At 45.0% G+C, this 19,109-nt stretch carries 21 protein-coding genes and 1 tRNA gene; 3 read left to right on the forward strand and 19 right to left on the reverse strand.

What is annotated here, in order from left to right:
• Positions 1-105 precede the first annotated feature (105 nt).
• Positions 106-582 carry a radical SAM-associated putative lipoprotein gene (locus T495_RS0102160; protein WP_033147420.1) on the forward strand — a complete coding sequence of 159 codons (477 nt, stop codon included), beginning with the start codon at positions 106-108 and terminating at the stop codon, positions 580-582.
• Positions 582-1,667 (forward strand): TIGR04133 family radical SAM/SPASM protein, encoded by a 1,086-nt coding sequence (locus tag T495_RS0102165; RefSeq protein WP_033147421.1) that lies wholly within the window; start codon positions 582-584, stop codon positions 1,665-1,667. The genes T495_RS0102160 and T495_RS0102165 overlap by 1 nt, the downstream gene beginning before the upstream one ends.
• Here the strand turns inward: T495_RS0102165 and T495_RS15740 are convergent.
• The 16 genes from T495_RS15740 to prmC all read right to left on the reverse strand — a co-directional run bounded on the left by T495_RS15740 (position 1,612) and on the right by prmC (position 13,750).
• Positions 1,612-1,845 carry a hypothetical protein gene (locus tag T495_RS15740; RefSeq protein WP_028902786.1) on the reverse strand — a complete coding sequence of 78 codons (234 nt, stop codon included), beginning with the start codon at positions 1,843-1,845 and terminating at the stop codon, positions 1,612-1,614. The genes T495_RS0102165 and T495_RS15740 overlap by 56 nt on opposite strands.
• Positions 1,842-2,654: an N-acetylmuramic acid 6-phosphate etherase gene (gene murQ, locus T495_RS0102170; protein WP_081773232.1), complete on the reverse strand. Its 813-nt coding sequence runs from the start codon at positions 2,652-2,654 to the stop codon at positions 1,842-1,844. The genes T495_RS15740 and murQ overlap by 4 nt, the downstream gene beginning before the upstream one ends.
• Positions 2,654-3,052: a thioesterase family protein gene (locus T495_RS0102175; protein ID WP_028902784.1), complete on the reverse strand. Its 399-nt coding sequence runs from the start codon at positions 3,050-3,052 to the stop codon at positions 2,654-2,656. Before T495_RS0102175 ends, murQ begins: the two co-directional genes overlap by 1 nt.
• Positions 3,049-3,741 (reverse strand): HAD family hydrolase, encoded by a 693-nt coding sequence (locus tag T495_RS0102180; RefSeq protein ID WP_028902783.1) that lies wholly within the window; start codon positions 3,739-3,741, stop codon positions 3,049-3,051. The genes T495_RS0102175 and T495_RS0102180 overlap by 4 nt, the downstream gene beginning before the upstream one ends.
• Positions 3,738-4,154, reverse strand: a complete 417-nt coding sequence (locus tag T495_RS0102185) for a Fur family transcriptional regulator (protein WP_028902782.1) — start codon at positions 4,152-4,154, stop codon at positions 3,738-3,740. The genes T495_RS0102180 and T495_RS0102185 overlap by 4 nt, the downstream gene beginning before the upstream one ends.
• A gap of 54 nt (positions 4,155-4,208) precedes the next feature.
• Positions 4,209-5,756 (reverse strand): YifB family Mg chelatase-like AAA ATPase, encoded by a 1,548-nt coding sequence (locus tag T495_RS0102190; protein WP_033147422.1) that lies wholly within the window; start codon positions 5,754-5,756, stop codon positions 4,209-4,211.
• A gap of 4 nt (positions 5,757-5,760) precedes the next feature.
• On the reverse strand, positions 5,761-6,762 hold the full coding sequence (locus T495_RS0102195) for a DUF4369 domain-containing protein (protein ID WP_033147423.1): 1,002 nt from the start codon (positions 6,760-6,762) through the stop codon (positions 5,761-5,763).
• Between the two features lie 4 nt (positions 6,763-6,766).
• Positions 6,767-8,428 (reverse strand): tetratricopeptide repeat protein, encoded by a 1,662-nt coding sequence (locus tag T495_RS0102200; RefSeq protein ID WP_033147424.1) that lies wholly within the window; start codon positions 8,426-8,428, stop codon positions 6,767-6,769.
• Between the two features lie 23 nt (positions 8,429-8,451).
• Positions 8,452-8,537, reverse strand: a tRNA-Leu gene (locus tag T495_RS0102205).
• Positions 8,538-8,618: 81 nt separating this feature from the next.
• A complete protein-coding gene (locus tag T495_RS15015) occupies positions 8,619-9,167 on the reverse strand; it encodes a hypothetical protein (protein ID WP_155993392.1) in 549 nt (182 codons plus the stop codon).
• Complete coding sequence (argH, locus tag T495_RS0102215) at positions 9,164-10,495, reverse strand: argininosuccinate lyase (protein ID WP_028902729.1); 1,332 nt, start codon at positions 10,493-10,495, stop codon at positions 9,164-9,166. The genes T495_RS15015 and argH overlap by 4 nt, the downstream gene beginning before the upstream one ends.
• Positions 10,496-10,537: 42 nt before the next feature.
• Entirely contained in the window at positions 10,538-10,969 is a 432-nt protein-coding gene (locus tag T495_RS0102220; protein WP_033147425.1) for a polyketide cyclase, read from the reverse strand.
• 34 nt (positions 10,970-11,003) lie between these two features.
• A complete protein-coding gene (gene pyrE / locus T495_RS0102225) occupies positions 11,004-11,636 on the reverse strand; it encodes an orotate phosphoribosyltransferase (RefSeq protein WP_028902727.1) in 633 nt (210 codons plus the stop codon).
• Positions 11,637-11,710: 74 nt separating this feature from the next.
• Positions 11,711-12,250, reverse strand: a complete 540-nt coding sequence (locus T495_RS0102230) for a ComF family protein (protein ID WP_369793219.1) — start codon at positions 12,248-12,250, stop codon at positions 11,711-11,713.
• Between the two features lie 148 nt (positions 12,251-12,398).
• On the reverse strand, positions 12,399-12,890 hold the full coding sequence (locus T495_RS0102235; RefSeq protein ID WP_033147427.1) for a regulatory protein RecX: 492 nt from the start codon (positions 12,888-12,890) through the stop codon (positions 12,399-12,401).
• Complete coding sequence (gene prmC, locus T495_RS0102240) at positions 12,887-13,750, reverse strand: peptide chain release factor N(5)-glutamine methyltransferase (protein WP_033147428.1); 864 nt, start codon at positions 13,748-13,750, stop codon at positions 12,887-12,889. The genes T495_RS0102235 and prmC overlap by 4 nt, the downstream gene beginning before the upstream one ends.
• A 54-nt stretch (positions 13,751-13,804) precedes the next feature.
• Between prmC and ribD the strand changes: the two genes are divergently transcribed.
• Complete coding sequence (gene ribD / locus T495_RS0102245; RefSeq protein WP_033147429.1) at positions 13,805-14,716, forward strand: bifunctional diaminohydroxyphosphoribosylaminopyrimidine deaminase/5-amino-6-(5-phosphoribosylamino)uracil reductase RibD; 912 nt, start codon at positions 13,805-13,807, stop codon at positions 14,714-14,716.
• A gap of 67 nt (positions 14,717-14,783) precedes the next feature.
• Here ribD and T495_RS0102250 read toward each other — a convergent pair whose 3' ends face one another.
• The 3 genes from T495_RS0102250 to T495_RS0102260 all read right to left on the reverse strand — a co-directional run bounded on the left by T495_RS0102250 (position 14,784) and on the right by T495_RS0102260 (position 19,107).
• Complete coding sequence (locus T495_RS0102250) at positions 14,784-15,584, reverse strand: hypothetical protein (protein ID WP_028902722.1); 801 nt, start codon at positions 15,582-15,584, stop codon at positions 14,784-14,786.
• A gap of 30 nt (positions 15,585-15,614) precedes the next feature.
• Positions 15,615-18,335, reverse strand: a complete 2,721-nt coding sequence (locus T495_RS0102255; RefSeq protein ID WP_197020321.1) for an ATP-binding cassette domain-containing protein — start codon at positions 18,333-18,335, stop codon at positions 15,615-15,617.
• 304 nt (positions 18,336-18,639) lie between these two features.
• Positions 18,640-19,107 carry a reverse transcriptase-like protein gene (locus tag T495_RS0102260; RefSeq protein WP_033147430.1) on the reverse strand — a complete coding sequence of 156 codons (468 nt, stop codon included), beginning with the start codon at positions 19,105-19,107 and terminating at the stop codon, positions 18,640-18,642.
• Positions 19,108-19,109: the final 2 nt, after the last annotated feature.

Genomic DNA, 19,109 nt, shown 5'->3' on the forward strand with positions numbered 1-19,109 from the left:
CAAAAAATCGTTAAATAAGCAATTCTTGATGCAGGATTTGCCATTTGTTCAAGTTATTTAAGAAAAAACTCATACTTTTGTATCCACTTTAAATAAAATCGAACAATGAAAGTAAGAATCAATCGCTGGTATAACACCATCCTCACAGCCTTGCTGTCGCTGTTAGGTTATGGTTGCTCTTCGGAGAATTCTGTAGAAATGTACGGTGTGATGATGTATGGCGTTCCCTCGGCCGAATATAAAATATCGGGCACAGTTACCGACGAGGGCGGCAAGGCAGTAGAAGGCATCAAGACTTCAGTGAAACAAATATCAACCTATGAGGATAAGACTCATGCGTTTAGTATCGACTCTGTGATGACTAATACTGCAGGCCACTATGATGTGACGGTGAATGTTTTCCCTCTGAATCAAGAAATCAAGCTACTGGTTGAAGATGTGGATGGCGATGCCAATGGTGCCTACCAAAACGATACCATCGACATTGACTACAACAACGCCCAGAAGATAAAAGAAGGCGATGGTACGTGGAACAACGGCACTTTTACGATTAAGCAGGATATTAAACTGAAGAAGAAATAATGAACCCCACTCCCCTCACACTTCGCAAAAAGCTGGCCTTAGAACTCTGGCGACAGAAGGAAGAAATGGTTCGCAAGGAGCATCCCCTGCAACAATTGTTCTGGGAGTGTACACTGCGTTGCGATCTGAAATGCCGCCATTGTGGCAGCGACTGCAAGATGAAATCGGAAAGTCGTGACATGCCTAAGGAAGATTTTCTGCGAGTACTCGACAGCATCGCCCAGAAAACCGATCCACACAAGGTTTTTGTCATCATATCTGGTGGAGAGCCACTGATGCGACAGGACATTGAGGAATGTGGTCGTGCGATATACGATAAGGGATTCCCCTGGGGAATGGTAACCAACGCCCTGCATCTGACACCCCAACGCTGGCAGAATCTGCTACGGGCAGGCATCCACTCGATGGCCATCAGTCTGGACGGCTTAGAGGATAACCACAACTGGATGCGTGGCAACACGCAGAGCTTTCAGATGGTGAGCAACGCCATCGATATGCTGGTAGCCACCAAAGGGTTTGTATTTGATATCGTAACCTGCGTGAACCGTCGAAACTATACGCAGCTGAACGACATTAAGGAATTCCTGATTTCAAAAGGTGTACAGCGCTGGCGATTGTTTACTGTTTTCCCAGTAGGGCGTGCTGCACTCGACCCAGATATGCGCCTGACCAATGAGCAGTTTCGCGGGGTGTTTGATTTCATCCGTGAAACAAGAAAGGAGGGGCGTATCTGCGCCGATTATGGATGCGAAGGATTTCTTGGCAACTATGAGGGCGAGGCCCGCAGCAGGTTCTTCAGCTGTCAGGCCGGCATTACCGTAGGTTCAGTAATGGCCGATGGCTCCATAGCAGCCTGTGCCAGCATACGTGCCGACTATCATCAGGGCAACATCTACGAGGATGACTTTATGGAGGTTTGGGAGAACCGCTATACACCCTATCGCAACCGCGAATGGATGCGCAACGGCGAGTGCAAGGACTGCAAATACTTCCGCTATTGCCAAGGCAATGGTATGCACCTACGCGATGCTAACGGGCATCTGCTGTTGTGCCATCTGAAACGTCTGCAACAGATTGCTGAGTAACTTCTACCGAGTCGCCAGCAGCACGGCTGAAAGCGACACTCAGACTATCTGCCATCTCCTCACGATAGTCACAAGGTTTTGTACCATAACAAGCAGTAAACACAAATGCCACAGAACTGAAGCCAAGCAGCGTCAGCATCTTGTTGATGGCCTTAAGCTTAAACTTTTTAATTTTCATTTCTCTTGCTTTAATACCATATCCACACTTCCCACAGCTAATAATCTCTGGCGAGCTTCATCGTAACTAATGCCCAGCTCATCAGCTATCATGCGGGTGCCGCGATCAATGAGTTTCTCGTTGGTGAGCTGCATTTTCACCATACGATTGCCCTCTACACGCCCCATGCGTATCATCAGGGCAGTAGAAATCATATTCAACACCATTTTTTGGGCTGTACCACTCTTCATACGACTGGAGCCTGTTACAAACTCTGGTCCAACAATCGTCTCTATAGCATACTCAGCGACTGCAGCCAGAGGGGTATTGTGATTGCTGGTTATACAACCGGTAAGCAAACCCTGCTGACGGGCGCCCTCGATAGCACCTATCACATAAGGCGTAGTACCTGAGGCTGCGATACCTATCACCGTATCATCGGCGGTAGGTTGATAGCGCATCAAGTCGTTCCAACCCTGCTCTTTATTGTCCTCAGCATGCTCTACAGCACGTCGTAAGGCCTCATCACCACCAGCAATCAAGCCTATCACCCTACCGGGCTGTACACCATAGGTTGGTGGCAGTTCGCTGGCATCAAGCACACCTAAACGCCCGCTGGTACCTGCGCCCACATAGAAGAGCCGTCCACCGCGTTTCATTCTTTGTTCGATGGTCTGCACCAATGCCTCTATCTGTGGCAGCACATGCCCCACAGCCTCGGCCACCAACCTATCCTCCTGATTGATGCACCTCAGCACCTCGCTGACCTCCATCTGCTCCAAATGGTCGTAATGCGATGCCTGTTCTGTAATCTTATCCTTTATATTCATCAGATATAGGCCTTAAAAGCCTCGTCGTACTCAGGACTGTTTGCCAAACGACCATTTACAAGACAAACCAATTCGATGTCACCCTTCCACGAAAGTTTCTCGTCGCTGGCACGATAGATTGCCTGGTGAAAAACGTACTTGATTCCCTCCTTGGTAAGAGCAAGACGAGATATAAATTCGTCGTCGCAGCGCAAAGGAGTTTTATACTGCAGATTCATACGAGCAACAACAGCATCAATGCCCTGATTATGGAGCTCAGCAAAACTTACGCCCAGGCTACGAAGGAACAAATGGCGCGTATGTTCGGCGTAGTGTAAATAATTAGCATTGTTAACAATGCCCTCTATATCGCACTCATAGTCGCGCACTTCCATGCGGGTTTCGAAAATATAGTTCATAAGTGTTTCAATATGTCTTTAAATTGCGTAATCTTGATTAGTCGCTCATGCTCGATATCTTCTGAATGTTCGAGTTGCCAAGTAACATGGAAAGGAATGTGAATCGCCCAGGCACCGATATTGAGTGCTGGAGCGATATCACTCTTCAGCGAATTACCCACCATCAGCATCTGATGAGGTTGGATGTCCAAGCGCTGACAGAGCTGCTGAAACTCATACTCTGTCTTATTCGAGGTAATCTCCACATGCGAGAAATACTTATCCAAGTGACTGCGATGCAATTTGTTCTCCTGATCCTGCAACTCACCCTTCGTAAACACCACCAAACGGTAAGGATAGGCTTGTAAGCGCTGCAGGGTTTCCTCTACACCAGGAAGCGGCATAGCAGGCAGATGTAACAAAGATTTGCTATGCGTCAGCAGTTCTGCTAACTCAACATCTGAGAGATGACTTCCGCCCACACGGAGTGCCGTTTCGATGATAGAGATTGTAAAAGCTTTGCAGCCATAGCCCAAATCTGCCATATTAGCCGATTCGGTCACAAACAATTCATGGGCAGGATCGTCACAGTAGGGCGCAATCAACTTGTAGAGGTGCTTCTCTACTGCTTCGAAATGACTTTGGCAATCCCACAAGGTATCATCGGCATCGAAGACGATAGCTCGGAGGTTCTGATAATCTATTTTCATTTTTTGCAATGTGGACAGGTCCCCTTAATCATATAATTACTCGAGTGGCCCTCAAAGCCTTCAGGGAGTTCAATAGCAGGCATTCTCACGCCATCCAAACAGTAAGTTTGCTGGCATTGTTCACAGTAGAAGTGCGGATGCAAATCGTCATCGTGGTCGTTATGATGACTATGACAAAGCTCGAATCGCAAACCATCAGCAGCACCATCGATAGCATGTACTAAATGGTGCTCGCGGAATAGTTGCAATGTACGAAAGATATTGGATTTATCAATGGAATCTATTCTACGTTCCAGCTCAGCCATAGACTGTGGCAACATCGAGGCATCAAGCGCCTTGACCACCATCATGCGGTTAGCAGTAGGTTTCACACCATGCTCTATAAGCAGTTTCTCATAATCATGACTCTCCATAAGCGCTATCAATTATGGGTGCAAAAATACCAATAAATTATCAATTATCCAAATTTAAAAGCCTCTTTCTGCCCAATCTCCTCTATCAAGATTTCTATATCCGATAGCTTCTGCAATATGATGAGATTGAATATTCTCTGAACCCTCCAAATCGGCAATGGTACGAGCAACCTTCAAGATACGATTATAGGCACGAGCACTCAGATGAAGCCTTTCCATCGCCATACGCAACATACTCAAGCTGGCCTCATCAGGTTCACAGAACTGGTGAATCATGCGCTCTGTCATCTGTGCATTACAATAGACGCCCTTAAAAGAATCGTAACGAACCTCCTGTCGCTTACGAGCAGCTATCACACGCGCACGAATCGTTGCGCTCGACTCGCCAGGAGCCATCTGTGAGAGTTGCTTAAACGGCACAACCGGTACTTCAATATGCAAATCCATTCGATCGAGTAACGGACCAGAGATGCGGTTCATATAGCGCTGTATCTGACCAGGTGTACAGACACAATGATGCGTGGGATCGCCGAAATAACCACAAGGACAGGGATTCATCGAGGCTACGAACATGAAAGAGCAAGGATACTCGATGGTGTATTTGGCACGACTGATGGTAATTTTACGGTCTTCGAGCGGTTGGCGTAGCACTTCGAGGGTAGTACGACTAAATTCTGGCAATTCATCGCAGAAAAGCACGCCATTATGAGCTAATGATACCTCGCCTGGTTGTGCCTTCTGAGTACCACCCGTCATTGCCACCTGTGAAATGGTATGGTGCGGGCTACGGAAAGGGCGCTGCGATATGAGAGAGGTTCCACTCGGCAAGATACCAGCCACAGAGTGGATCTGTGTTGTCTCCAAACTCTCAGCCAACGACAGGGGTGGCAGGATGCTTGGTAATCGCTTAGCCATCATTGACTTGCCACTACCTGGTGGACCTATCAGTATGACATTATGCCCACCAGCAGCAGCCACCTCAAGAGCGCGTTTTACACCTTCTTGTCCGCGTACATCTGCAAAGTCGAGATCGAAGGCATACTGATGTTGATAGAACTCTTTACGTGTGTCTACGATAGTTGGCTCGCATCCTACAGAACCATTCAGGAATCCGATGACATCTGCCAAATTGTCCATGGCCAATACGTCAAGTTGATTAACAACAGCAGCCTCGCGAGCATTCTCTTTAGGAACTATCAGGCCTTTGAACTTTTCCTTACGCGCCCTAATTGCCACAGAAAGCACACCACTAACGGGTTTTAACTTGCCATCAAGTCCCAGTTCACCTACCATCATATATTGCGACAGCAAATCCTCTGCCACTTTTCCATAAGACGATAAGATACCAATAGCCAACGGCAAGTCGTAGCCACTACCCTCTTTACGGATGTCGGCGGGACTCATATTAATTGTCAAATCGGCTGTTGGCGTTTTAAAACCTATATTTTCGACAGCAGCACGTATGCGATCGTAACTCTCCTTAACAGCTGTATCAGCTAATCCAGACAAGTGGAACATGGTACCTCTTGCCAAATTCACCTCGATGGTTATGGTGGTTGCTTCAAGTGCTGTAACGGCTGCGGAATAGGTTTTAACAAGCATCGGTTTATTTGATTAATTCTTCTATTTTATTATTCAAATCTTGATAGTTTAGCGTACGTGCAAGAATCTTACCTTGACTGTCGACGATGATATTATCAGGCAGATAGGTCATGCCCACCTTTTGGAGGACGGGCGTTTCCCACATGCTGCCATCACAAATAGTACTCCATCTGACGGAGTCGCGCTCCACAACCCTCTGGCAGTCTTTCACACTACCATCAATACTGATACTCAGCACTTTCAGATCGCCAGAATGTTGCTTCTGTAATCTCATAAGGAGATTCTGAATGTTAATACTCTCATAATTCCACGAAGCCCATAACGTGATGACATTCACCTTAGCATTCAAATCAGACGATGAGACACTCTCGCCTTTCATCCCCTTAGCACTGAACACTGGTAATCGTTGCCCCACCTTCAACATCTGAAAGCTCTCCAGTTGTTTACACAATACAGCTACCTGCTTCTGGTTGGGCATAGCTTTCAGAATGCCCTTTGCCAATTCCTGCGCCTTGACAAAATCAGGCTCAGCAGTCTGAATAAAATGACGGCTGAGCAGATAAAGACTAATTGGTGACTCAGGGTGCTCATGAATAAATTTCTCAGCCTCACTGAGCACTTGTGGAGGGGTCATGTTACAGGTTCTTAGACGGAAGTCTGTCATACTCTTATTGATTTCCGAACCTTTCACTTCGGTCTCCCTCAGATGCGAGGCATCGCCCTTCATCCTGATGCTTATACCTGGTTCAGCAAAGACAGGAAGTTCAGAGTAGTTAGGAAAAACCACAATCAGTGTGGTTGGCTCAGTGATAGCAGCCTGATAAGTGAATTCTCCCCTGCTAACACCAACAGTGTCAAGCTTGTGAGAGCCATTCACACCATAAATATACAGTTCTCCTTGGTTGAATCCCTTGAAACTGCCCTCTATTTTGAAACTCTTTTGGCCATCGCCACAAGAGGACAGTAAAAGTAAAAGGATACAACCAAGGAGACCCGACTTTTTCATTTGATTACTTCTGTACCTTTTCGAGTTCGATATCGTTGTTAGCGTACTTAGCAAAGGCAGGATCCTTCTTAATGGCCTCCTTCAATGCCTCTGAAGCATCGCTATTGTTACCCATACGAGCACTCATCAAAGCACGCAGATACTCTGTCATAGCATCAGGATTCTTGATGTACTTCAGTGTAACAGCAGCCGATACATAGTCGCGGTTCAGGATCTGAGCCAGTGCAGCGCTATTTGAGTAAACCTCAGAGAAGTTTTCCTCAGCCTCAGCATAGTTACCCTTGGCCAGATTCAGGTTACCCATAATCTCTGACAGACCATTAGCACCAGTAGCACCAGCGATATACTGTTCAGCACCAGCTACATCACCATCCTTCAGAGCCAGCAGACCGAGGTTGGCATTTGCCTCAGGCAGGTTCTTTACCTGCTGCAGGCACTGCTTGGCAGCTTCGTAGTTACCCTGCTCATACTCGATAGTTGCAATATTGTTATATGCACGATAGTCGTTAGGATATACCTTTGTAGCAGTCTGGTAAACAGCCTTCTGCTCTGCAGGAGTAGACTTCAGAGTAGCAGCATACAGAATCTCCTCGATGCTCAGCTTGGTAGCATCATCGTTGAGCTGCTCCAGAATCTGCTCGTCGCTGCGACCAATAGTCTCGTAGTTGATGGTAAGACGTGCACGACGCAACTCTGGCAGAATGCCATCAGCCAACTCACGGAATGCAGAAGAGATGTTTTTAATCTGCTGCTCACGCTCCTGGGGATCCTTATACATAGAGAGAACGCGCAGGATGAGCTCCTTATCTTGAATGTTGCTTGCGCTTACCAATTCCTGGAAGCCTTCCCAGTCCTGAGCAGTATACTTAGCATCTACAGGTGCATTGAACTTTATCTTCTTCAACTCCTGATTAACATACTTCTCAGAAACCTTCTGACGCTCGCCAGCCAGTTTATCATTGATTCTGAAACCACCATCAGGAGAAGCATATGCAGAAACCTCGATATTCTCCAAATTCAGCTTCTCGCGATCGTTATTGATCTGCTTCAGCATCTTAACGAATTCCTGAACAGAGTTATTCTTCAACTCGCTCTTGCGGAGATTAGCCTGCTGGATCAGGAACTTAATGTTTGCATCCAGCTTCTTTTTGTTGATACGCTGGTAAGCATCTGGAGCTACAGCAGCCTGAGTAGAAAGAACAGTCTGTTTGTAGAGTTCAGATGTAGCAACAACACCATCGGCAACTTTAACGGCAGGAACATCGAACTGCTTATTACCAATACGGGCATCGAAGGTCAAGAACATCTCAGCCTTGTTGTCACCAGCATAAGCAAAACTTGTCTTCATTGTATAGTTACCACCCATCTTGTAGTTGACGGTCTGGTCATTACCACGCACTTTCTCGCCCTGGAAAGTAGCAGGAGTACCCTTCTCTACTACACCATTAGAATAGCGCAACTCAGGCATAACGGTTACGACAGCCTTCTTCTTCATATACTTCTCGGGGAAATGCCCGTTGATAGTAGCTGGAACCACACCTTTCTGCGTTTCAAGAGGATTTGGAGTTACTGTGAAATTATCCGCAGATAATTCTCCTAGTTTAGAACACGATGTAAAAATCATCAGCGTAGCTGCTGACATAGTTAAAATTGATACTTTCTTCATAACAAAACTTTTATGATTATTTGTGCCGCGAGCGGGACTCGAACCCGCACGACCGTTTTATGGTCAAGGGATTTTAAGTCCCTCGTGTCTACCATTCCACCATCGCGGCTCCGTTTTTGCGGTGCAAAGGTAATTTTATTTATTGGAATAGCCAAACTTTTTATGGAATCGCCAAACTTTTTATCTTTTTTTAATTCCAAACCCTTAGAATTGTACCATCAAAAGCAACTTTATAGCGATAAAGTTCTATTCCAGAGGCGCCATCGGTTACAACACCATTATTGACATTATAGGTCCGTTTGCACTTGTCGCAGTGAAGAAAAGTACCATTGTTTTGCCAAGTCAAAGGATATTTTCTGCCTCCTAACTCCTTTAAGCAGTTGGAGCATTGGCCCTCATAAGCCACTAACACATTGTCATAACTGCTTATGCCTACGATGATACAATTATTGGCACCAAATGCATAATTCCGGTTTTTCTCCGAAGCGGTCGTCAAAGAGATGTCCTCAGTAGCATTATCGGAATTGCGAATGGTTTTCAGATGGCGCACGCCCTGCTCCATTTGAGTCTCTACCTTCACAAATTGTCCGTTGGTACTTAACGTTGCCGTCAACTGACAAGGCAACGGATGTAACGACGTTTCAAACACAAAGTAACACTCATACTCGCGATAGATATTCTCTTCGCCCACACACGCCATCAGCAAGGTGCAAAGTAAGAGTGTTAATCTGTGTTTCATGCCAGCAGTTTCTTTTCAGCCTCAGTCATACGCTCAAAATTGAAACCCTTGAGTGTCTGCTCCATCAAAGCCTGAATCTGGTCGTTGCACAGATTGCCGATGCTACCCTCGTGGGTATGATGGATATCATGACTGGCCTTAAACTGACCTGCCTCAATATCAAGCCCCACCTTTTTATAGGCATCACGGAATGGCATGCCATTGGCTGCCAAGCGGTTCACCTCCTCAACCGAGAACATCGGATCATACATGGGATTATCGAGGATATGCTCGTTAACCTCTATCTTATTAATAATGTATGCGCACATCTGCAGACAGTCCTTCAGTTCGCCAAAGGCTGGCAGGAACACCTCTTTGATAATCTGCAAGTCACGGAAATAGCCCACAGGTAGGTTGTTCATCATGAGCATAATCTGCTGGGGCAGCGACTGCAGCTTGTTGGATTTGGCACGAATGAGCTCAAACACATCAGGATTCTTTTTGTGAGGCATGATACTTGAACCAGTAGTACACTCCTTAGGCAACTTCACGAACGAGAAGTTCTGCGAGTTGAACAAGCAGGCATCGAATGCCATCTTGGCGATGGTGCCAGCGATGGTTGCGATGGCAAAGCCCACATTACGCTCCATCTTTCCGCGTCCCATCTGGGCATAAACCACATTATAATCCATCGAATCGAAACCCAACAGATTGGTAGTCATCGTACGGTTCAATGGGAACGAACTGCCATAGCCAGCGGCACTACCCAAGGGGTTGCGGTTAGTCATCTTATAGGCAGCCTGCAGGAACAGCATATCATCAGCCAAACTCTCGGCATACGCACCAAACCACAAGCCAAAGCTTGATGGCATGGCAATCTGCAGATGGGTATAACCTGGCATCAGCACATCCTTGTACTGATAGCTCTTCTGGATGAGCTCATCGAAAAGACTTTTTACCTCATCGGCAATCTCCATCAACTCATGACGCGTAAACAACTTCAAGTCTACCAGCACCTGATCGTTACGCGAGCGACCTGAGTGAATCTTCTTACCCATATCACCCAACTTACGTGTCAGCAGCATTTCAACCTGCGAGTGTACATCCTCTACATCGTCTTCAATCACAAACTCACCCCGCTCGGCCAGGTGGTAGATATTCTTTAACTCAGCCAGCAACTGGGTCAGTTCATCCTTCTCCAATAGTCCGATGCTTTCCAACATAGTGATGTGAGCCATAGAGCCCAACACGTCGTACTTTGCCAGATAGAGGTCCATCTCGCGGTCACGACCAACGGTAAAACGCTCTATCTCCTTGTTGACTTCAAAATTCTTTTCCCAGAGTTTCATCTTTCACTCTTTACTAATCACTAAACACTATTCACTCAGAACTTACACATAGTGCACTTGTGCTAGGGCATCGGCAATCTTCTCAACGCCTTCCTGCAAAGGTTTCTCTACCATGCTTTTGATAAATGGATTCAATTCGGCCTTAACCGTCACCTTCATTTTCGATGAGTTCTCATCTACAGGCAGTACCTGTACCCATACGTTGAAGGGAACGGGACTCTGAACCGTTTCGAACTTTACGCACTTAGGCTCTTCGCGATCGCAGATACGCAGTTTCAGTTCGCCCACAGGAGCCACATTAATACTCACGGTGTCGGCATCAAAACTAAATCCCTGCACCTTATCCTCTGGCACACGGTCGCGTACCTTTTCCAGATTGGTCAGATCACTGATATTGTTGTAAACAGCCTGCTGCGAGTAAGGAACCAGCTTAACACTGCTCTCAAACTTACTTTCTCCTCCAAATAATCCCATATTACTTTGAACTTTGAGGTTTGAACTTTGAACTTTAATCCTGTTTCCAGGTATCAGGACTCTTACGCCACTCGGCCAGAACGGCTTTGTCCTCTTCCTTAATATAACCAGTCTTGGCAGCCTCTTCAATTACTGCCTCATAGTTACTCAAAGTAATCAACTTTACACCAGCCTCATCAAAAGCCTTCTCTGCTACAGGGAATCCATATGTGAACGAAGCTACCATACCAATAACTTCCACACCATAGTCGCGCAATGCTTGAACAGCCTTCAGACTACTACCTCCTGTAGAGATCAGATCTTCAACCACAATTACCTTGGCGCCTTTCTTAATCTCGCCTTCTACCTGGTTTCCCATACCATGATCTTTTGGCTTTGGACGAACATAGCTATAAGGGAGTCCCAGTTCCTCGGCAACTAAGGCTCCTTGAGCAATAGCCCCTGTAGCGACACCTGCAACAGCCTCAGCTTCTGGAAAGTATTCCTGAATTGCATGACAAAGTTCCAGTTTCACAAACGAACGAAGACGAGGAAAAGACAATGTCTTGCGGTTATCGGTATAAATAGGTGATTTCCAACCAGAAGCCCATGTAAACGGGGCGTTTGGCTGTAACTTGATGGCCTCAATCTCCATCAGTTTCTGGGCAAATTGATTCTTGATATCCATAACACTATTTGATAATTTGGGTGCAAAGATACGAATAAGTGAGTGAAATGCAAAACAAATCACCATTTATTTTCCTAACTTTTTGTAAAGCAGAGCGACAGAATACTGATCTTAATGGCTTTGTTTTCAACCAATTGGTGTGAACACGCTATCATAGTTGCGCCTGTAGTCAGCACATCGTCAATAATCAGAAGATGGCGAACATGAGGAGGCAACTGCTGATGGAGTTTAAACACTTGCTCAACATTCTCCTTACGATCCCAACGGCTTTTTCTTGTCTGGCTAGCATTAAAAACAGTCCTCACAACCAGATGTTCATAGACAGGCAGACCTGTTATCTCACTGACACCTTTAGCAATCTCCATACTCTGGTTATAGCCACGCGACCTAAATCGGTTTTTGGTTAGTGGCACAGGCACAATTCCATCTATACCATCAAAGAAACCAGCAAACTGAAATTCCTTTGCCATCATACGTCCCATTACCAGACCTATCTCCGGATGCCCCTTGTATTTAAGCTGATAGATGATGTTAGCCATCTCTGCATGACTTTCATAATAAAAGAATGCTGCTGCCCGTTCAATAGGCAACTGTCCCCAGAACAATTTAGCCATCTCATTCTCATAGGCATTCCGTGCGAACCCTGTCCTTGGCAAATGAAAATTACATTTATTGCAAATCACGTTCTCTGTGACAGAAAGTCTTCTGCCGCACACCACACACAAGCGTGGCGAAATCAAATCTAATAATCTATGCCAAAAACTAATCGGTTTCATCGAGTTCTTCCATATCGTCATCAACCTCTAAGCATTGACGAATGATATTAAAGTCAAATCCTCTACCCAATGCAAAGCGCACCAGTTTCTGGTTAAGCTCGTAGTCACTTTTGGCTTTGATGGTCTTGCGTTTCTGCTTTAACAATGGCACTAATACATCGAGATAGTCGCTATCATCGATTTCGTCAAGTATCCGCTGCTGAATATCACCAGCTATATGCTTCATCCAAAGTGCTTGCATTACTTTGCGTCTCCCCCATTTGTTGTACCGTATCTTGTCTTTCACAAAAGCACGGGCAAAGCGCTCATTATCAATGTAGCGTTCATTGACCAGTCTTTCAATAACACGATTTTGAGCATCCGGCTCCACGCCCCAACGTTTCATTTTATCACGCATTTCCTGCTCGCAGTGTTCTGCTTGGGCACATATAGTGGCCAACTGCAGATACGCCTCTTGTTCTGTCCTTTCCTTGTTCATTTCTTGCTGGCTTTAACAAATCTGGCATTACCGTATTGATCGTTGACACTCGTCACATCCACAAATCCAAGTTGCTGCAAGTTATTTACAATGGAATCAGCATAAAGCGGATTGATTTCAAAATACAACCTGCCATCAGGCCTAAGAGCAGATACGGCATAGTTCATGATATGACGATAAAACAACAACGGATCATCATCAGGTACGAAAAGAGCCATATCAGGTTCGTATCTTAAGACATTAGCTTCCATTTCGTTTGCCTCTTTCTGACATATATAAGGCGGATTACTCACAATAACATCCCATCGGCTGGCCTCTGAATTCAACGCCAACGCATTACAATGTTCAAACCTCACATCAGCTCCTAAGGACACAGCATTACCTTTGGCAATAGCAAGTGCATCGTCAGAAATATCCCAGGCCGTCACCCAAGCTTTTGGTATATCGAGCGATAAAGTTACAGCTATACAACCACTTCCCGTACCAACATCCAATATGGTATAATGCCTGTTTTCTTCTCTTTGACAATTCTCTGATATGCCACGTACTTCTTCGCCTATTATTTGGCACAATTCCGCAGTTTCCGGCCTTGGAATCAGTACTCCTGGTGCCACATGAAACTGACGACCGCAGAAGTCGGCTACACCCAGAACATATTGCACTGGTTCAGATTTTTCAAGCTTCTGCATAATTTGTTCAAGTTCTGCTTGGTCGTTTGGGGATAATTGCGTAACTTTGCCACAATAAATATCGGTCATCGATAATCCAAAACGGACATCGAGCACCCAACGGACGATGGCTTTTGCTTCGCCAGTATCATAAATACTGCTAAGTCTTTGGCAAAGTTGTTCGTAATTCATGGTGCAAAAATACAAAAAAGAAGCGAATTGTGAATAGTGAATAATAAAAATAATATGTTAGACGACGAAAAATTCATACGGCGCTGTATTCAGCTGGCCAAAAACGGGCAACAAGATGCGAAACCCAATCCTATGGTTGGAGCTGTCATTGTACACAACAACCGAATCATTGGCGAGGGCTACCACATACGCTGTGGTCAGGCTCATGCCGAAGTGAACGCCTTTGCCTCAGTAAAAGAGGAAGATGAGGTTCTACTACCCGAATCAACTATCTACGTCTCGTTGGAGCCTTGTTCGCACTATGGCAAAACGCCACCTTGCGCTGATTTGATTATTAAAAAGAGGGTTCGGCGCGTGGTAGTTGGTTGCATCGATGAATTCGCTGAAGTTCAGGGACGTGGCATCAAAAAGCTGCGCGATGCAGGCATTGAGGTAAAAGTAGGTGTTCTCGAAACAGAATGTAAGCAACTGAACCGTCGATTTTTCACTTTCCATCGTGAACAAAGACCTTATATTATCCTAAAATGGGCACAGACAGCCAACGGTTTCATAGACAACCATTTCCAACCTATGCAGATTTCATCTGATTTCACCAAGATGCTTTCTCACAAACTCCGTGCTGAGGAGGATGCGATACTTATAGGGCGCGTGACCGATGAACGTGATCAACCACAATTGAACGTACGCGAATGGTATGGTCCATATCCCAAGCGATTAGTAATCGATCACACACACCCTTTGAACCTTCAGAGTCTGCATGCCCAAAACATCCAGTCCCTGATTGTGGAAGGTGGAGCCATCACACTTAAATCATTTCTGGAACAGGATTTATGGGATGAGATCCGGGTAGAGACTTCCGAGCAGACTGTCAGCGATGGTACGCGCGCTCCTCAGATTCCTCCGCATGCGGTAATTTGGAAATCAGAGACATACGACAGAAACAGGATTATCATATTCCGCCGATAAGGTATATAAAAAAAACATCCCCCCGTTAATGAACGAGGGGATGTATTATACATAAGAGTACTATTATTTACTTAACAAGAGCCTGACGGGCTGCTTCAATCTTATCCTTAGCCTCTACCAGCTGCTTCTTCAGCTCATCAACGGTTGTAGCGTTAAGAACATCCAGAGGTGCGAGAGCGTCGGCTACTGGCTTAATATCTGGGTCATACTGTGCCAGACGATTCAGAGCGTCAAGAATCAGAATAACACGGAATGTACTGTTAGCTGCTGCATCATCATCAAAAGCTACCAGGAACTTATCTGCATTCTGATTGATGAGATAGAGCTGCTCAACGAGAGAAGCGGCAGCTGACTGCCAGAAGTAGTTGATACGACCATTCTCGTTCATAGCATTGTATAAAGCTTCTGTTGCCTCAGCCACGGGAGCACCTTCCTCGAAAGCCTTGAAAGAAGGATCATCAATATCAGCAGCTAACTTTGTGATAGCCTTCTCATAATCTTCAACAGGCATCTCATAAAGCTTAGCTGTAGACTTGTCTACCTGAAGGGCAGCCAACAAACGATACTTTTCTGCCAAAGTGGTAGCGTTCTCTGCTACAGATGGAGTCAGAAGATAGTCTGGCTTAACCTTCAGTTCATCAGCAGTCAGCTTAATGGTACCATCGGCCTGCAGAATTGGCAACTGCTTCAGCTTGCCAATCTCACTGGCAAGGCTGTCTACATGCATCTTGATACTTGCCTCAATCTGCTCCTGCTCAAAACTCTTAGTAGAGTCAGCTGACTCTACATTCTGTGCACTTTTGTTTCCTCCACATGCTGCGAAGGCAATTGCTGCAAATGCTACAGCGAAAATTGATAATTTCTTCATTGTTTTAATAATTTAATAATAATACTATTGTTATTGTTCACTTTTTCTAATATATCTTCCAGGCCAATCTGTAAATAGGAACAGGGCCACCACGAAACACATGAGTAACATTACACTCAAATTGAACCAAAGGGTTTTGATATGCCACGAGCCAACAATCTTCTCGCTGCTGTAGAAGGGCGCACAACCAAAATGGCTCCTTGGTGTAAGGAAAATGATACTGGTACGAGGCACAATGACATGATTGACCACATCTAACATGCGCGCATTGTCGGCACCTACAACAAACTCTTCCAAACGGATATTATAGTTATCTCGCTTGATATTAAGCACGTTTTCCCTTCCATGCTCGCGGATCAGCTCTGACATCTTACTATCGGCAGCTAATGTAGCCTTGTTGCTCCGTTTAGAGAGTTCCGTCTCTATGCTTGCCAAATACTCTTTCAACGAGGCGTACGAATAGTCCCCACTATACGATTCCTTACCGCTGACAGATGTCAGCAGAGGTAGATTGGTCTTGATGATCTCCAGATGGGTTGGGTTCACTTCCTTGCCACGTATAACTTCGTCATTCATGGTCTCCAACTGTGACTGCAACTCGTAGAGGTAGCCCATATTATAGAACTGTGTTTCGTACTTCACCTTATGCAAATCAAAAAAAGGTTTCTCGTATGCGTTATCTGTATAAGAGGTAACGGCGAGTGCCTCGTAGGCCCAGCGCGAAGGGATGATATTGCCAATAGCTGGCACGTTGCCTGTAGTGCTCTTAGGTGTCAGGTCCGAAAAACTGACCACCAGTCCACAAAGCAGTATCTGTGGAATGAGCAATAATGGAATGCTGATATAGATAGCTACCACCGAACTAAGACACTGCGAGAGCAGCAATCCTGTTAAATTCGAAAGCAAAGATGTTACAAAAAGGATAAGCCACCATATATCAAACAATCCATGCAGTCCCATGATAGAGTTACCAATCGCAATGAACAAGAACGTCTGCAATAGCGACACGACAGCCATATAAACAATCTTCGACCAGATGTAGCTACTATGCGAAAGACTAAGGAATCTCTCGCGTTTCAACAACGCACGATCCTTAATTATCTCCTCGGCGCTACCACTCATACCAATGAAAGTGGCCACGATAACAGACATGAAGAAATAGCTCACAAGATTCTTGTTGTCCATCACACTATATCCCTCAGAAGGTGCAAAACGAGTAAGCAAAGCGCAGACTACAGCAAGTAAAGGTGCCTCCAATAATGTAATACAGAGGTACTGTAAGTTGGTGATTTTTGTTCTGATATTGCGTCGGAGAAAAATCAAGAACTGTTTGAAAGCACTAGGTTTCTTCTGATCCGATGGTGGTATATTGCCATGCTTAAGAGCCTTCTGCTTTGGTCGATTTTTCAAATATAGCTCATGCCACTCCTGAGGCGACATCTTTCGTTCATCAGATACTTCACCACTACTATTAAGGGCTTTCTCATCAATGATATTCAAGACTATCTCTGGATTGACGTTACCGCAAGTAGGACATGCACTTGTAGTAGCATCAGCATAGTTAGCCGCATTCTTGAAATAGGTAATAGCGTCAATGGGATTTCCATCAAATACCGGATATCCCCCCTTATCCAAAAGCCACAAACGGTCGAAGAGTTTATAGACATCGCTGGATGGCTGGTGAATGTTTACTACAATAAGCTTACCTTTATAGGTCTGCTCTTTCAGAAGGTTAATCACCTTCTCTGTATCGGCAGAGGAGAGTCCGGACGTAGGTTCATCAAGAAATAGGACAGCCGGCTCACGGATGAGCTCCAAAGCGATATTTAGTCGTTTGCGTTGTCCGCCAGAGATATACTTGTTGATTGCAGAACCAACTTTAAGATCCTTGGCTGCATCAAGCCCAAGATCCTTCAGCGTTTTCATCACACGATTCTCAATCTCCTCCTCGCTCATCCCCTCAAAACAGAGTTTAGCAGTAAACCAAAGGTTCTGGTAAACTGTCAGCTCTTCAATCAGCAGGTCATCCTGTGGAACAAATCCTATCAGGTTTTTAACCCTGGGCTCTGTGATGCTATGCCCATTGATCGTGATAGTTCCCTCCTGAGGAACCAGTGAACCATTGAGAATAGAAAGTAATGTTGACTTACCTGTACCTGACCCTCCCATGATAGCCAAAAGCTCACCATGATGCAGAGTAAAGCTCAGGTTGTGCATACCATTATCGCTATTGGGGAAACGGAAGTTGATGTCACGTCCACAGAACTCAATTTTCGATATGACATCCTGAGTCTCATTGTTACGAGCTGTGTATTTATCTACGATAGTAGAGAAATAGATTGGTTTACCACTCTTTCCTTTGATAACACTACTTTGCAACCAAACCTGAAAGGCACCTGACAATACTGGCACATCGTTACAAAGTACTGTATCTTTACCCGTATAAGTAAAGAGTAACAAACCTAACGACGGACAGGCAAGGGTTTTAAGCTCTCCATCTGTATCATCCAGATGATGCACCATCACCTGACTATTCTCCCTATTTTCAACAAAATCCGAGAAATCCTGATATAGTTTATCCGAGATTTTAAAGATCTTCGCCATAGTCTTAAACATACCTATGGCCTGAAGCAAAACGCCGTCATCAGCACAAAACTCCATCAGTCGCAGCAGCAATAGCGACTCTTCTTTGATAGTTATTTTTCCATGGAGATTAGAACAGATGCTCTTTACCGTCTCTGTTGTATCCAAGTTATCAGATATTTCGTAAGCTCCTCGTATATCTGTATACAAATCAAGATAAGCTGTGGTATTTCTGATTCCCAAATGACGCCGCAAATAGTTTGTGAGCATGGTTTTTGCCCATACTTCATCAACCTGTTCTTCCTTGCCAAACAAAGCAAACAAGCTAAGAAAACTCGATAAGATGATGTCGGTCATCTCTCTTGGCGTTTATAATATTATAGTCTTAACTAATTAACTTAAATTGGTTGCAAATATATGAAAAAAAAAAGAGTAGCTATCAGTTCTATTAGTTAAAAAGTATTAAAGCCCCTTATTTGCGTCCGAAATCAGCAGGAACTTCACCCCATTTTTTTGTTTCCCATTTAATTATAGGGTTTCGGTAGTTGTGTGTATTAAGCCAGTTTTCAGCTCTGGCAATAATCTGAAATAGCTGTTCTGTCTGGGGAGTTCGTTCCAAAGCCGTCTTACATTTACGTTTGGAAACCCAGAGAATAGCATTATATGAATCGGAATAAATCGTCTTATTATGTAGTCCTTTCTGCCAACAAAGCGCCAAGGCATGCACAATCGCTAAGAATTCACCTATATTATTTGTCCCATGTACAGGACCATAGTGGAACACCTGATATCCCGTCTGCAAATCGATAGCCTGATATTCCATAGGACCAGGATTACCAGAGCATGCAGCATCAACCGCCCACGCATCTGCCCTCACCTCTAAAGGCAAGGGCAGAACTGTATCTTGACGGTTTGTAGGCGGATTGATGAGTTTGACCATGA

Source organism: Prevotella sp. P6B1 (assembly GCF_000702825.1).
Classification (GTDB): domain Bacteria; phylum Bacteroidota; class Bacteroidia; order Bacteroidales; family Bacteroidaceae; genus Prevotella.

Bases quoted from the DNA above. Each gene is read 5' to 3' on its own strand.
- T495_RS0102160 (WP_033147420.1), top strand. From the start codon at position 106: ATGAAAGTAAGAATCAATCGCTGGTATAACACCATCCTCACAGCCTTG.
- T495_RS0102165 (WP_033147421.1), top strand. From the start codon at position 582: ATGAACCCCACTCCCCTCACACTTCGCAAAAAGCTGGCCTTAGAACTC.
- T495_RS15740 (WP_028902786.1), bottom strand. From the start codon at position 1,845: ATGAAAATTAAAAAGTTTAAGCTTAAGGCCATCAACAAGATGCTGACG.
- murQ (WP_081773232.1), bottom strand. From the start codon at position 2,654: ATGAATATAAAGGATAAGATTACAGAACAGGCATCGCATTACGACCAT.
- T495_RS0102175 (WP_028902784.1), bottom strand. From the start codon at position 3,052: ATGAACTATATTTTCGAAACCCGCATGGAAGTGCGCGACTATGAGTGC.
- T495_RS0102180 (WP_028902783.1), bottom strand. From the start codon at position 3,741: ATGAAAATAGATTATCAGAACCTCCGAGCTATCGTCTTCGATGCCGAT.
- T495_RS0102185 (WP_028902782.1), bottom strand. From the start codon at position 4,154: ATGGAGAGTCATGATTATGAGAAACTGCTTATAGAGCATGGTGTGAAA.
- T495_RS0102190 (WP_033147422.1), bottom strand. From the start codon at position 5,756: ATGCTTGTTAAAACCTATTCCGCAGCCGTTACAGCACTTGAAGCAACC.
- T495_RS0102195 (WP_033147423.1), bottom strand. From the start codon at position 6,762: ATGAAAAAGTCGGGTCTCCTTGGTTGTATCCTTTTACTTTTACTGTCC.
- T495_RS0102200 (WP_033147424.1), bottom strand. From the start codon at position 8,428: ATGAAGAAAGTATCAATTTTAACTATGTCAGCAGCTACGCTGATGATT.
- T495_RS15015 (WP_155993392.1), bottom strand. From the start codon at position 9,167: ATGAAACACAGATTAACACTCTTACTTTGCACCTTGCTGATGGCGTGT.
- argH (WP_028902729.1), bottom strand. From the start codon at position 10,495: ATGAAACTCTGGGAAAAGAATTTTGAAGTCAACAAGGAGATAGAGCGT.
- T495_RS0102220 (WP_033147425.1), bottom strand. From the start codon at position 10,969: ATGGGATTATTTGGAGGAGAAAGTAAGTTTGAGAGCAGTGTTAAGCTG.
- pyrE (WP_028902727.1), bottom strand. From the start codon at position 11,636: ATGGATATCAAGAATCAATTTGCCCAGAAACTGATGGAGATTGAGGCC.
- T495_RS0102230 (WP_369793219.1), bottom strand. From the start codon at position 12,250: ATGGCTAAATTGTTCTGGGGACAGTTGCCTATTGAACGGGCAGCAGCA.
- T495_RS0102235 (WP_033147427.1), bottom strand. From the start codon at position 12,890: ATGAACAAGGAAAGGACAGAACAAGAGGCGTATCTGCAGTTGGCCACT.
- prmC (WP_033147428.1), bottom strand. From the start codon at position 13,750: ATGAATTACGAACAACTTTGCCAAAGACTTAGCAGTATTTATGATACT.
- ribD (WP_033147429.1), top strand. From the start codon at position 13,805: ATGTTAGACGACGAAAAATTCATACGGCGCTGTATTCAGCTGGCCAAA.
- T495_RS0102250 (WP_028902722.1), bottom strand. From the start codon at position 15,584: ATGAAGAAATTATCAATTTTCGCTGTAGCATTTGCAGCAATTGCCTTC.
- T495_RS0102260 (WP_033147430.1), bottom strand. From the start codon at position 19,107: ATGGTCAAACTCATCAATCCGCCTACAAACCGTCAAGATACAGTTCTG.